General features: G+C 38.6%; 14 protein-coding genes and 4 tRNA genes. 8 read left to right on the forward strand and 10 right to left on the reverse strand.

From position 1 onward, the window contains the following. Nucleotides 1–250: 250 nt before the first annotated feature. The 4 genes from cmoB to K2N75_RS06675 all read right to left on the reverse strand — a co-directional run bounded on the left by cmoB (nt 251) and on the right by K2N75_RS06675 (nt 2,374). A complete protein-coding gene (cmoB, locus tag K2N75_RS06660) occupies nt 251–1,180 on the reverse strand; it encodes a tRNA 5-methoxyuridine(34)/uridine 5-oxyacetic acid(34) synthase CmoB (RefSeq protein WP_297681278.1) in 930 nt (309 codons plus the stop codon). A 21-nt stretch (nt 1,181–1,201) separates the two neighbouring features. Then, nucleotides 1,202–1,423, reverse strand: a complete 222-nt coding sequence (locus K2N75_RS06665; RefSeq protein WP_297681276.1) for a hypothetical protein — start codon at nt 1,421–1,423, stop codon at nt 1,202–1,204. A 116-nt stretch (nt 1,424–1,539) separates the two neighbouring features. Then, nucleotides 1,540–1,926 (reverse strand): group III truncated hemoglobin, encoded by a 387-nt coding sequence (locus K2N75_RS06670; protein WP_297681274.1) that lies wholly within the window; start codon nt 1,924–1,926, stop codon nt 1,540–1,542. A 10-nt stretch (nt 1,927–1,936) separates the two neighbouring features. Continuing rightward, the gene (locus K2N75_RS06675; RefSeq protein ID WP_297681272.1) at nt 1,937–2,374 is read right to left on the reverse strand and encodes a copper resistance protein CopD; all 438 of its coding nucleotides are present in this window, start codon (nt 2,372–2,374) and stop codon (nt 1,937–1,939) included. A 142-nt stretch (nt 2,375–2,516) separates the two neighbouring features. On the opposite strand from K2N75_RS06675, the gene K2N75_RS06680 reads away from it, so the two are divergent. The 5 genes from K2N75_RS06680 (at nt 2,517) to K2N75_RS06700 (ending at nt 7,915) form a co-directional block, all read left to right on the forward strand. Further along, nucleotides 2,517–3,122 (forward strand): Crp/Fnr family transcriptional regulator, encoded by a 606-nt coding sequence (locus K2N75_RS06680; protein WP_297681270.1) that lies wholly within the window; start codon nt 2,517–2,519, stop codon nt 3,120–3,122. A 107-nt stretch (nt 3,123–3,229) separates the two neighbouring features. Further along, nucleotides 3,230–3,850, forward strand: coding sequence for an acetyltransferase (locus K2N75_RS06685; RefSeq protein WP_297681268.1), 621 nt, complete (start codon nt 3,230–3,232; stop codon nt 3,848–3,850). Nucleotides 3,851–3,859: 9 nt separating this feature from the next. Continuing rightward, nucleotides 3,860–4,987, forward strand: a complete 1,128-nt coding sequence (gene pglE / locus K2N75_RS06690; protein ID WP_297681266.1) for a UDP-N-acetylbacillosamine transaminase — start codon at nt 3,860–3,862, stop codon at nt 4,985–4,987. Further along, entirely contained in the window at nt 4,987–6,816 is a 1,830-nt protein-coding gene (pglF, locus tag K2N75_RS06695; RefSeq protein WP_297681264.1) for a UDP-N-acetylglucosamine 4,6-dehydratase (configuration-retaining), read from the forward strand. The genes pglE and pglF overlap by 1 nt, the downstream gene beginning before the upstream one ends. Nucleotides 6,817–6,835: 19 nt before the next feature. Then, nucleotides 6,836–7,915: a glycosyltransferase gene (locus K2N75_RS06700; RefSeq protein WP_297681262.1), complete on the forward strand. Its 1,080-nt coding sequence runs from the start codon at nt 6,836–6,838 to the stop codon at nt 7,913–7,915. Here K2N75_RS06700 and K2N75_RS06705 read toward each other — a convergent pair. Further along, nucleotides 7,912–8,112, reverse strand: coding sequence for a hypothetical protein (locus K2N75_RS06705; RefSeq protein WP_297681260.1), 201 nt, complete (start codon nt 8,110–8,112; stop codon nt 7,912–7,914). The genes K2N75_RS06700 and K2N75_RS06705 overlap by 4 nt on opposite strands. A gap of 116 nt (nt 8,113–8,228) precedes the next feature. Here K2N75_RS06705 and K2N75_RS06710 point away from each other — a divergent pair, with 116 nt between their 5' ends. Continuing rightward, nucleotides 8,229–8,654 (forward strand): polysaccharide pyruvyl transferase family protein, encoded by a 426-nt coding sequence (locus K2N75_RS06710; RefSeq protein ID WP_363318437.1) that lies wholly within the window; start codon nt 8,229–8,231, stop codon nt 8,652–8,654. A 141-nt stretch (nt 8,655–8,795) separates the two neighbouring features. Here K2N75_RS06710 and K2N75_RS06715 read toward each other — a convergent pair. The 5 genes from K2N75_RS06715 to K2N75_RS06735 form a co-directional block, all read right to left on the reverse strand. Next, nucleotides 8,796–8,872 (reverse strand) — tRNA-Asp (locus K2N75_RS06715). A gap of 5 nt (nt 8,873–8,877) precedes the next feature. After that, nucleotides 8,878–8,953, reverse strand: a tRNA-Val gene (locus K2N75_RS06720). A gap of 26 nt (nt 8,954–8,979) precedes the next feature. Beyond that, nucleotides 8,980–9,054 (reverse strand) — tRNA-Glu (locus tag K2N75_RS06725). 28 nt (nt 9,055–9,082) lie between these two features. Further along, nucleotides 9,083–9,158 (reverse strand) — tRNA-Lys (locus K2N75_RS06730). A 51-nt stretch (nt 9,159–9,209) separates the two neighbouring features. Further along, nucleotides 9,210–10,343, reverse strand: a complete 1,134-nt coding sequence (locus tag K2N75_RS06735; protein ID WP_297681258.1) for a nicotinamide-nucleotide amidohydrolase family protein — start codon at nt 10,341–10,343, stop codon at nt 9,210–9,212. Between the two features lie 81 nt (nt 10,344–10,424). Here K2N75_RS06735 and ppk2 point away from each other — a divergent pair, with 81 nt between their 5' ends. Both ppk2 and K2N75_RS06745 read left to right on the forward strand, forming a co-directional pair. Beyond that, nucleotides 10,425–11,312, forward strand: coding sequence for a polyphosphate kinase 2 (gene ppk2 / locus K2N75_RS06740; protein ID WP_297681256.1), 888 nt, complete (start codon nt 10,425–10,427; stop codon nt 11,310–11,312). 398 nt (nt 11,313–11,710) lie between these two features. Then, a partial coding sequence (locus K2N75_RS06745) for a glycosyltransferase (RefSeq protein WP_300120210.1) occupies nt 11,711–11,984 on the forward strand: 274 nt, incomplete at its 3' end.

Below are 11,984 nucleotides of genomic sequence, written 5' to 3' on the forward strand. Positions count from 1 at the left end.
CCAGATTCTATAATGCAAACCTTGCTTAAGGAATCTAAAGAGGCTTAAAAATAGAGATTATAAAATATGAAATTATAATTAATCAAATAAGTTAAGTTGTTACATATTTGTCAAAGCCTGCATTGTAGCGGTTTTTGAGTGGTTTGTAAAGATTTCGTGTAAAATTTAATGGAATCCTTAAATTTACTTTTGGTTTAAATGATAGATTGCCACGAAGTCTAACGACTTCTCGCAAGGACGAATCCCGACATTAAAGTTTCTTAGCCTTTAAATACGCGCGCTTAGGTGCAGGATAACCCTCAATCGTGCGTTCTCCGCTTGGCTCTAAAAAATCCTCCAAAGATTCTCCGCTACTCCATTGCGTCTTGCGTTGCTCATCAAAGGCGGTTTTCAATGTTGCAATCACTACGATTTCTTTGAATCCGCATTTTACTAGCCAGCCCTCAAAAGTGCGAAGCGTAGGGATAAAATACACATTTGGCATTTTGGCATAACGTCCCATAGGGCAGAGTGCAATTTCTTGCTCTCCATCAATTATCAGGCTATCAAAAATAGCCTCTCCTCCACTTTTTAAAGCATTATAAACAAGCTTAATCGCATCTAGGGGGCTTTTGCGATGATACAGCACCCCCAAACACAACAACACATCAAATTGCGTTGCAAAAAAGGATAATTCCTCAATGCCAAGAAGTTCATACTGCAAGCGACTTTCTTGCACAAAAAATTGCAAAAATTGATATTGCAAAAAACACAATGGCACAGGGTCAAACCCCACAATTTGTGCGGGATTATGTTCCACTGCCCTAAACATATAATAGCCATTGTTGCACCCTATATCGCCCACCACTTTACCGCTTAAATGCAAATGTGGCGCAAGCAGATTGTATTTAATCGCACTATTCCATTCGCTTTGAATTTCTAAAGTATTGAGGATAAAAGGACCTTTGCGCCACGGAATCAACGCTCTTGCGACCTCACACACAAGCGCAAAAGATTCTGCACTCAAATGCGGAATCTCAAGCCTAACAAAATCACCATAGAAAACTTTTGCCCCTTGAAGTTGGGATTGTGGAATCATCTTTAAACGCTCAAGTTGCGCAACAAGCGGTAAAATATTCTTGAATCCCAAAGTACGTTTGCGCTCTGCCCTTAGACATTCCAAATCTCTTTCTTGTGTCATTTAAGATTCTGCTTGTTTGTATTAAAATGCTTCTAGCGCGTCTTGTTCTTGCTGTTGCAAAGCCTTTTCTTTGTAGATGAGATTGTCTGGACATTTCTCACGATAATTTCCTTGCGCGTCATAATAATAGCTTTTTTCGTCCCAATAAGAAGTAGAGATTCCGCAAGCATTTTGATAACACCCGCCAAAAAGAATTGCTCCCAATGCCAAAATACCAAATTGTAAAATTCTTAAATTTTGCATAATGTTCCTAATACTAAAATCGTCAAAAAATGCAATTATACTCTTATAATTTTAAAAGTCTAACTTACACGATTTTAATGCGATTCCAAAGCGTTTTTAGAAATAAATAACTTATGTTAATATCCACTTTCATAAAGCATAAATTGGAATCTTGCGGCAATCATTTGCGCTCTTTGTAGAATCTGTGCTGCCACCTCATCACAAAAAACCTGCTTCAAACTCTCCTCAAACAATTCCAACCAAATCGTAAAAAATTCTCTTGGGAAAGGAGGCAAATCCAAATGCGCTTTTAAGGGTGCACCGCTGTAATCCCCGATATTTAAGAGCATTCCATACCAAAAATTTGCAATTTTGCGTTTATGCTTTTCCCACGATATATCGTCTGTACCGATTTTGTTATTAAAAATCTCGCCCACGCCGCTTTTATCCGCACGAATCTTTGCATAAAAAATATCCATTAATTGATTAATGCCTTCCACACAAATTTCATTATATTTTTCCATTTTTACTCCTTTAAAAATAAAATGCAAGTTTTGCCAAAATGACAATCAAGATTCCTAAAACCAATGCGATAGGGTGGATTACCTTCCGCAAAGGGCTTGGCTTTTTAAGCCCATAATAGAATCCAAGAGAAATGGCAATCATTAGTGCAATCCCAAATGCTAAAAGGGTTTTTATCATCAAAAATTGCTGTAAAGTCGTAGCAAAATAGCCCATTTCTCCTCCGACATATCGGCTTAACATTGCTAATCCTGTTACGATAAGTAACACAAAAACGAGGGGCATTCCTTTACTTCTCCTACCAATAATATTAAACATTTTGTCCGCAAATTCATCGCCCAAAATCTTACGAATTGGACTAAGCAACACCACATCACAAAAAATATAGCCCAAAAAGATAATGGCGCAAAATAAATGAACAATTAAAAATATTGGATATAAATTATTCATCATCAATTCCTTAAAATATTTTATTTGCATAATACTAACCAAGTTTTATGACAAAAAATTTGATAATCGTTAATTTTTTGTTAAAATATGTTCGTCTTCTAAACTTATTTTCTAGTTTTGTATTTTAACAAGGGAGGTTTTAATGCAAGATTTTTTCAAAATATTATTTTCTTTGGGTTATAAACGTTTTTACCATAAAGAAGAAATTTTGTTCTTTGAAGGTGAGATTCCAAAACAACTTTTTGTGCTGCTAAGTGGAAAAGTTAGGCTCTATAAAACCATAGAACAAAGCCCAAAAACTAGGAGCAGAAACGCAAAAAAAATAGCCAAAGAACAAATTTTGCACCAAATTTGTGCGCCAAATTTCATTGCTGAAATGCCAAGCTTCTTAAACCAACCCTTTCCAGCCAGTGCAGCTTGTGATGAGGAATGTGAGATTTTAGAAATCAGTCTTGCAACTTTTCAAAAACAATGTATGGGAAATCCAACTTTCTGTCGCGAATTAGTTGCTTCACTTTGCAATAAAATCAAAACACTAGAATCGCATATTGCTCAAAATTCCTTAGGATTAAAAGAACGATTAATGAATTTTTTGCAAGCAAACGAAACAGAGTTAGCGCATTTAACACAGCGACAAATTGCCCAAAAGCTGAACACAAGTGCCGAATCTCTTTCACGCGTTTTAAGAGAACTCAAAGCACAAGGAGCTTTAAGTACACAAAAGGGGAAAATTATTTTAAAAGCCTAAGTTTTGGGTTTTTATCGCTTTATCCAAATTCTAGCCCGACCCTGCGCGTTGCTAAACTTTCCAAAATTTCGGTAAAATTTCAAAGTTTATAGACTAAAAGGCGAGATATGGAAAAACTAGCAATATTCGGTGCTGGTGGGCACGGAGCAGTCATCGCAGAGATTTTAGAATCCCAAAATTTATCCTTTGAGATTCTCATTGATGACAATCCAAAAGACAAGATTCTTAGTGGAATCGCAGCCATTTCAAGAGCAGAATTTCTCAACCTAGCAAACGCTAAAGATTTTGGCATTCTCTTAGCGATTGGTGATAATTTGACGCGACAGAATCTTTATCACTTTTTTGTCAAACAAGGATTCTGTTTGCCTTTTGTTGCGCATCGTCGTGCTATAATCTCAAAATCAGCCAAAATTGCTAGCGGAAGTGTGATTATGCCAAACGCCGTTATCAACGCACGTGCTTCAATCGGAATGGGTGTGATAGTCAATAGTGGGAGCATTATAGAACACGATTGTAGAATCGGGGATTTCTCCCATATTGCACCTAGCGCGACACTTTGTGGAAATGTGCAAGTCGGGAATTGCACACATATTGGTGCGGGAAGTGTAGTCATAGAGGGGAAAAGTATCGGGCAACACTGCCTCATTGGTGCAGGAAGTGTAGTCATAGAATCTATCCCTTCACACCAAAAAGTCGTTGGCAATCCGGCAAAAAAGAATTTAAACTAAGGAAACACAATGGGATTTCGGATTTTTTTATCTCCTCCACAAATGAGCGGCAACGAACAACAATATGTCCAAGAAGCCTTTGAAAGCAACTATATCGCCCCGCTTGGCGCATTTGTCAATGCTTTAGAAACAGACATCAAATCCTATACCGCCTCTCCCAATGCCTTGGCACTTCACTCTGGCACAGCCGCGCTACATTTGGCACTGCGCGTTAGCGGAATCGGACAAGGCGATTTTGTGCTTGCAAGCAGTTTTACCTTTATTGGCTCTATTGATGCAATTCTTTATCAAGGCGCAATTCCAATCTTTATTGATAGCGACTTAGAATCGTGGAATCTAAATCCAAAACTGCTAATACGCGCCCTAGAATCTCTGCCCAAAAAGCCCAAAGCTCTGATTGTTACGCATCTATATGGGCAATGTGCAAAGATTGCGGAGATTGCGGAGATTTGCGCGCAGTATGGAATCTTGCTCCTTGAGGACGCCGCAGAATCACTCGGGGCATTTTATGGTGAAAAACACAGCGGGACTTTCGGCGAATTTGGTGTTTTGTCCTTTAATGGAAACAAAATCATCACGACAAGTGGTGGAGGAATGTTGCTTGGCAAAAATCAAGAAAAAATAGAAAAAGCACGCTATTATTCCACTCAAGCACGCGAAAACCTCCCATATTATGAGCACTTGGATTATGGCTACAATTACCGCTTAAGCAATATTTGCGCAGCCATTGGCGTGGGACAGCTAGAACAAATTGAAGCCAAAGTCGCCAAACGACGCGAAATTTTTAAATGGTATCAAGAAGCGCTACATAAGGAAGTAGAATCCCAAACCTTAGAATTTATGCCCGAGATTCCAAACTCAAGAGGCAATCGCTGGCTCACAACCTTGCGCTTTTTAAACCCCAAAGTCAATCCTCTTGCACTTGTGGAATCGCTTGCCAAAGTAGGCATAGAATCGCGTCCTTTGTGGAAACCTATGCACCTGCAACCGCTTTTTAGGGATTCCACCTCTTTTGTAGATGGCACAAGCCAAAAGCTTTTTGAAAGCGGAATCTGCTTGCCAAGTGGTGGCGCATTAGAAAAATGCACCATTGACGAGATTGTAAGCCTGATTCAAAAATTCCTAAAGAATTGCTAGTGCTACAATCTGTTTTATTCCGCCCAAGCAATGCCAAACGCATTATATTTTTTGTCTTTATAGACTTGCTTGTTTCTTATTTCACGCTTGTACTTTCTTATGATTTACGTTTTAGCTTTCAAGTGCCTTTAGAATTTAATCTCTCGGTTGTATTGGTTTTTTGTGTCCTGATTTCCTTAAAGATTCTGCTTTTAGCATTGTTTAAAATCTATCTTGTGCCGTGGCGATTCTTTGGACTATTGGAAGCTTTAAAAATCTTTTATGCGCATATCTTGGCTTATGGAATCTTTTGCGTCCTTGCGTTTTTTGGGGGAGTGTTTGGGAATTTTCCTTTAAGCATAATAGGGATTGACTTTGTAATTTCTAGTATTTTTATTGGGGCAATTAGAATCTCTAAGCGTATTTACTTGGAAAATTCGCCCAAAAACTCCCCTAAACCCGCCGTGATTTTTGGGGCAAACACACAAAGTGCGACATTGATTAAAGCCGCTTTGAATAGCGAGATTCCATTCTATCCCCTTGCAATCATTGAAGAAGATGAAAAAACATTTGGGAATTACATCTCCAATCTCAAAATCTATCCCAAATCAGCCTTAAAAGAACTCATACAAAAGCACAAAATCAAATCCGCAATCCTCACGCGCTCTTTTTCCAAACCTCCTTTAGAAGGAATCTTTAACGAGCTGACACAATTAGGAATTGATGAAATCAAGATTGCAAATTTGCTCAAAGACGATACAAAAAACCCAGCCGAACCTCTTAAAAATATTTCTATTGAAGATTTGCTTTCGCGTCCAAGCAAAGATTTAGACAAAGAAGTCATCGGTGCGTTTTTAAAAGACAAAAGAGTGCTTATCACAGGGGCTGGCGGGAGCATTGGAAGCGAAATCGTGCGCCAATGTGTAGAGTTTGGCGCGCAAAGAATCGTGCTAGTAGAACATAGCGAGTTTAATTTATATGCGATTTTAGAGGAACTTTATCAAAGCTGCTCCCGACAAAATAAAGATTCCAAAGCCTTGCTTCGCCCCTGCTTGCTAAGTATTTTAGAAAAAGACCGCTTTGGCGCGCTTATCAACGAAGAAAAGCCCGATATTATCGTGCATGCTGCGGCTTATAAACATGTGCCATTATGCGAATACAATCAAAAAAGCGCGATAGAAAACAATATCATCGGAAGCAAAAATGTGCTAGATAGTGCGATTGAAGCAGGAGTGCCAAAAGTCGTTGTTATCTCTACGGACAAGGCGGTGCGTCCAACCAATGTAATGGGTGCAACCAAACGCGTAGTAGAACTCTATGCACAAAATGTGGAATCTAAAAGCAGCGAAATTGTCGCCGTCCGATTCGGGAATGTACTAGGCAGTAGCGGCTCTGTCGTGCCAAAATTCAAAGCACAAATAGAATCGGGTGGTCCTATTACCGTTACACACCCAGAAATCACACGCTATTTTATGCTGATTCCTGAAGCTTGTCGGCTCGTATTGCAAGCTGGAGCAATCGCGCAAGGGGGAGAAATTTTTATTTTGGATATGGGAGAACCGGTTAAAATCGTAGATTTGGCTAAAAATATGCTACGACTTTATGGCAAAGAGAATGAAATCGCAATTGAGTTTAGCGGATTGCGTCCGGGCGAGAAGCTGTATGAGGAATTACTACTTGATGAAAGCGAGGGAAAAACAAAATATCCCTCCATACAAGTGGCGCGCCCGACAAAATACGATATTCACAAACTGAACGCGGATATTGCGGAACTTATGCGATGCAAGGATTCCAAAGAACACCTTGTCAAACTTAAAGAAATCGTAGCGGAATTTAACCATAACGCCTAACAGCCCTAAAGAGAATCTTATGAATCCTGACAAACAAAAAACACTAGCAATCGTTATCTCCTCCCTTAGAATGGGCGGGGCAGAACGCGTAGCAAGCCTTGTTGCAAACGAACTTGCAAGCGAATATAGAATCGTGCTTTTTGTATGGAATGACAAAGAAAGATTCTACCCGCTAAATCCTAATGTAGAAATCCGAATCCTTGCAACCAAAAAGCGCGGGGTGCTTGGCAATGTCTTGCGCGTTTTTAAGCTTTGGAGGGCATTTAAGAGCGAAAGGGTGGATTTAAGCATTAGCTTTATTCATCAAACCAACATTTTAAGCATTCTTGCTTCCAAAATGGCTAGAATTCCTTGTATTGCGACAGAACACAGCATTTTTAGCGCGCTAGATTCTAAATTTTGGTGTATTTTGCGCTACTTAACTTATCCTTTGGCAAGCTACATTACCACTCTGACACAACAAGACTTACAGCATTATTCTTTTGTCCCAAATGCCTATGTTTTGCCAAATCCTGTGGAAATAGATTGCAATCCTTGCGTCCCATCAATCCTAGAATCCTACCAACCTTACATCTTGAGTGCGGGGCGAATGATTGCCTCTAAAGGCTTTGACGAGTTGATAGAGGCTTTTAGAATCTTTAGCGCGGAGTTTCCGCAATATTTCTTGCTGCTTGCGGGAGACGGAATCCAAAGACAAGCATTAGAGGAGCAAACCAAAGGATTAAAATGCAAATTTCTAGGTAAGATAGAATCCCTCGCGCCTTACTATGCAAAGGCTGAATTTTTCGCCCTTGCAAGTCACAGGGAAGCCTTAAGCAATGTTTTGATTGAATCGCTTTTGTATGGAACGCCTGTGGTTAGCTATGATTGTCCTTATGGACCAAGGGAAATTATCACTTGCGATAGCACTACACATAATGGAATCTTAGTAGAAATGGATGAAAAAAGGGTGGAATCTCTTGCGGCTGCATTCGTTGAAATGGCGCAAAATAGGGAGGCTTATGCCAAGAATACTGCGTTGGCTTACGAACGCTTTTCCTCTAAAGTTGTGCTAAAAAAATGGCGGCAACTCATTCTTAACTGCCTGAACAAAACCTAATTAAAAATAAAGGCTCTTTTGAAATGGTTTTGGTAGATATATTGCATACTAAAATACTTTGAATTGCCTAGTGTGGTAATGTCTAATTCTGAAGTCGGCTGTATTTTGTTTTCTACCATAAAAATTTTATTTTCACAACCATTCAAAAAAATACCTGATAAAGCTACAAATATAATAAAAATTAAATTTTTCATCATTCAACTTCTCCGATAATGTTTATCAAAATTATAAAAAAGACTTGTAAATAAAAAATGGGGAAATTATTAAGATTTGATGAAGTTAAGATTGCGGATTATCCTTTTTAAAAAAGACAATTAAAGCCAAAAAACAGGAAATTTTTGTAATCTTTGTGCAAACTATAACTCCCAAAAAATACAAAGTCGGAATTATTCCACATTACATAGAAAAAAATCTTGAGAGCTTTCAAACACTACAAAAAAGGATTCCAAATAGCGTCCTACTTGATGTGCAAAAACCGGTTTTAGAAACCTTAAAGGCTATGGCAGAATGTGAAACTATCCTCTCTTCTGCAATGCACGGCTTGATTATCTCCGATGGGCTTGGGATTCCAAACCTTAGAATCAAGGCAAGCAAACGACTAGCAGAGGAAACGAATTGGAAATTTGAGGATTATTATAGTGTCTATGGAATCACACCTTATTCCTTTGATATTAGGCAAGGATTAGAGGAAATCCTGCGTTTTGCAGATTTTATGCCGCTTTTTATCAAGGAACATTAATAAGATTCCACAAGAAAAAATAAGCAGAATCCAACAAGATTTGATGGCAACCTTTCCCTATCAAGATTTTAGCTTAAAAAACACATATTATCGCTTACGATTGTTTTTAAATTAAGAGATTAAAGAATCATAAATAAGAAGTGGCGGAGCGGACGGGGCTCGAACCCGCGACCCCCTGCGTGACAGGCAGGTATTCTAACCAGCTGAACTACCGCTCCATTAATGGTGGTCGCTATAAGACTCGAACTTATGACATCCACCTTGTAAGGGTGGCGCTCTACCAACTGAGCTAAGCGACCATTAGGGGAACAAAATCAAATAAAAGTGGTGACTCCTAGGGGATTCGAACCCCTGTAGCCACCGTGAAAGGGTGGTATCCTAACCGTTAGATGAAGGAGCCACTTTTATTTACCACATTGTATAAAGAGTGGTGACCCGCGTTGGATTCGAACCAACGGCCCATTCCTTAAAAGGGAATTGCTCTACCAACTGAGCTAGCGGGTCAAACATTAAAAATTTAAGGAATTGGAATGATACAGATATTTTATATAAAAGTCAATAGTTTAATAAAAAAACCTTTAAAAACAATAAATAAGCATAAATAGTAGCTTGCGCTTGGATATAATTTCTATCCCCTTTAAAATGCAATCGCTCAATGATTTCCACGCCTTTTCTATCCTTTGCGCCGATAAATATTGTTCCGATAGGCTTGCTTGCACTTCCTCCGCTTGGTCCTGCGATTCCGCTTGTTGCAAGCGCAAAATCAGCCCCAGAAAGCTTCAATGCACCCTCTAACATCTCACGCACCACCGCTTCGCTCACTGCACCAAAGGATTCTAAATTTTCGCTTGAAACCTCCAGCCAAGATTCTTTGATAGCATTAGCATAACTAATCACACTCCCGTCAAACACATTGCTTGCTCCACTTTCTTTTGTCAAATGGTAAGCAATGAATCCCCCTGTGCAACTCTCCGCTATAGTAATTTTAAGATGATGTTGAGAAAGTAGAGCAATTACGCTTTGTGCGAGGTTGTGGCTAGGAAAAATTTTGTCCCCAAAAGAGAATTGAACAGCCTTGACAAACTCTTTTAAAGATTCGTCCTTCTTACTTGTTGCGCTTAGAATCTCTAAGCTAGAATCTGTGTTCAAAATCTCTAAATTGACTTTAAAATCCCTTGCGATTCCATCAAGAAGAATTTTCGCACTGATTGCGTCCAAACCTAAAAGATACAAAAATATCGTGCGATAAACTTCCCCACACTCGCCAAACTGCGATTGCAAAAAACATTGCAAATCCTCTTGCGATTCTGTCTGATTCTCAAATAAATTTTGCAAATCCAATAGCCAGATTCTGCGCATTTGATTTGCTACTTCACACTCTATTTTTAGTATTTTTTTGTCAGCGGTTTGAGGAATTTTTATATTGGATTCCTTGTGTGTCGCTTGGATAAACTCTAATAACCCATCAAAATATTGATTATCCACAACAATCAAAAGATTTTTTGCAGTTTGTAAGCTAAAATCTAAAGAGCCAAAAAGAGCGTTTTTGGAGCTTTTTTTCAAATCCAAAGAATCACAAAAAATGATTTGATGAATCTCGCCGAGCGTCTCTCTTGCAAATCTTTGTGCAAACTGATTTAAGGGGAGAAAATCACGATAATTTTTGCCAATACAAAATAAAATATTCAAAATCTTGCCTTGTCTCTTGTAATTTTAATACCTTAATGGTAAAATATTTTAACTATTTTAAAGCTTATTTTGGAGGTAAATATGGGAAAAGTTTTAGTCGTACGCCCAGAAGATGAAAAACCGGGTGAAGTCTATAATGGTAAAGGCAAATTGAATAAAAAATTTTATGAAAAAGAAATCGTAAAACTACAAATTGAGCTCATCAAATTGCAAAATTGGGTAAAAAAATACAACAAAAAAATCATTATTATTTTGGAAGGTCGTGATGCAGCAGGTAAAGGAGGCACGATTAAAGCATTAAGAGAGCATTTAAACCCGCGCGGTTGTCGTGTCGTTGCATTGCAAAAACCAAGCGATGTAGAACAAACACAATGGTATTTTCAAAGATACATTGATGAGTTACCAAACGGCGGAGAAATCGTGTTTTTTGACCGCAGTTGGTATAACCGCGCAGGGGTTGAAAGAGTAATGAATTTCTGCACCAACGAGCAATATAGAGAATTCATCATTCAAGTTTCACACTTGGAGCAAATGCTCATTGAAAGTGGATATATACTTTTCAAATTTTTCTTAGATGTTGGACGCGAGGAGCAAAAAAAGCGCATTGAAAGCCGCAAAGACGAGCCGCTTAAACGTTGGAAACTAAGCCCGATTGATGAGCTATCTTTGAATCTTTGGGACGAATATACCGAAACATTTGAAAAAATGTTTTCACGCACGCACACTCCTTTTGCTCCTTGGCTCATTGTGGATTCTAACGATAAAAAACGCGCGCGTATCAATCTTGCAAGAATCTTACTCTCTAAGTTAGACTATGAAGATAAAGATGTGGAGAATGTATGCTTGTTAGCCGACCCGGGCATTGTAACAACTTATTCTAGTGTGAGAGCATTCTCTCAAGACAATGAAACAATGAAGAAAAAGAAAGACAAAGAAAAAGATAAAGATAAAAAGAAAGATAAAAAATAGCAGTTTTTGCTCCCTTGCGAGCAACTCTTTAATGTAGCTTCGTAAGCAAGCAAAGTGAAATCTTTTTTGCTAAACAAGTTGCCTTATTGCGCCTTACTACTCCGCACAATAGGGCAGTTTTGCATATCGTGAATCTTTGCTAAAAAACCTATAAATTAAATTTTAAAACAACAAAAACTACTATCGTGCAAGGAAATCCTTAGATGTATCATATCGCCTTTAACGCACGATGAAAATTACATCAAATATGCAAGCGTCTTGATGACAAATATCATCAACAAGATAGACAAAAAACGCAAACTATGCGCAAGAGCCAATCCATTTTCATCTTCTAACCAACGCATTAAGCCCAAACTACACAAGAGAATCTTAAAACACTATCAAATACCCTAAGCACAATTTATCCTGTAAGTGAAAATGCTTTTAAAAATTTACCAACTTTTAAGGGCAATCATAGTGCCTATTGGCGTCTTTTAATTGCAGATTATTTGCCTAGCGAGATTCAAAAATGCCTTTATTTAGATGTGGATATGCTCGTGCTTTGTGATATTAGAGAAATCTTTGATATTCCTTGCGATTCTGCCCTTGCCGCGATTCCTGACCTTAGCAAACGCACAGGCAGAATCATTGAGCCAAAATGCTACAAATGGGGGGGGGGGGGGGGGGGGGGGG

Source organism: Helicobacter sp. (assembly GCF_029067145.1).
Taxonomy (GTDB): Bacteria; Campylobacterota; Campylobacteria; order Campylobacterales; family Helicobacteraceae; genus Helicobacter_D.

Coding starts and splice junctions, on each gene's coding strand:
- cmoB (WP_297681278.1), bottom strand. CDS start 1,180: ATGACACAAGAAAGAGATTTGGAATGTCTAAGGGCAGAGCGCAAACGT.
- K2N75_RS06665 (WP_297681276.1), bottom strand. CDS start 1,423: ATGCAAAATTTAAGAATTTTACAATTTGGTATTTTGGCATTGGGAGCA.
- K2N75_RS06670 (WP_297681274.1), bottom strand. CDS start 1,926: ATGGAAAAATATAATGAAATTTGTGTGGAAGGCATTAATCAATTAATG.
- K2N75_RS06675 (WP_297681272.1), bottom strand. CDS start 2,374: ATGAATAATTTATATCCAATATTTTTAATTGTTCATTTATTTTGCGCC.
- K2N75_RS06680 (WP_297681270.1), top strand. CDS start 2,517: ATGCAAGATTTTTTCAAAATATTATTTTCTTTGGGTTATAAACGTTTT.
- K2N75_RS06685 (WP_297681268.1), top strand. CDS start 3,230: ATGGAAAAACTAGCAATATTCGGTGCTGGTGGGCACGGAGCAGTCATC.
- pglE (WP_297681266.1), top strand. CDS start 3,860: ATGGGATTTCGGATTTTTTTATCTCCTCCACAAATGAGCGGCAACGAA.
- K2N75_RS06700 (WP_297681262.1), top strand. CDS start 6,836: ATGAATCCTGACAAACAAAAAACACTAGCAATCGTTATCTCCTCCCTT.
- K2N75_RS06705 (WP_297681260.1), bottom strand. CDS start 8,112: ATGATGAAAAATTTAATTTTTATTATATTTGTAGCTTTATCAGGTATT.
- ppk2 (WP_297681256.1), top strand. CDS start 10,425: ATGGGAAAAGTTTTAGTCGTACGCCCAGAAGATGAAAAACCGGGTGAA.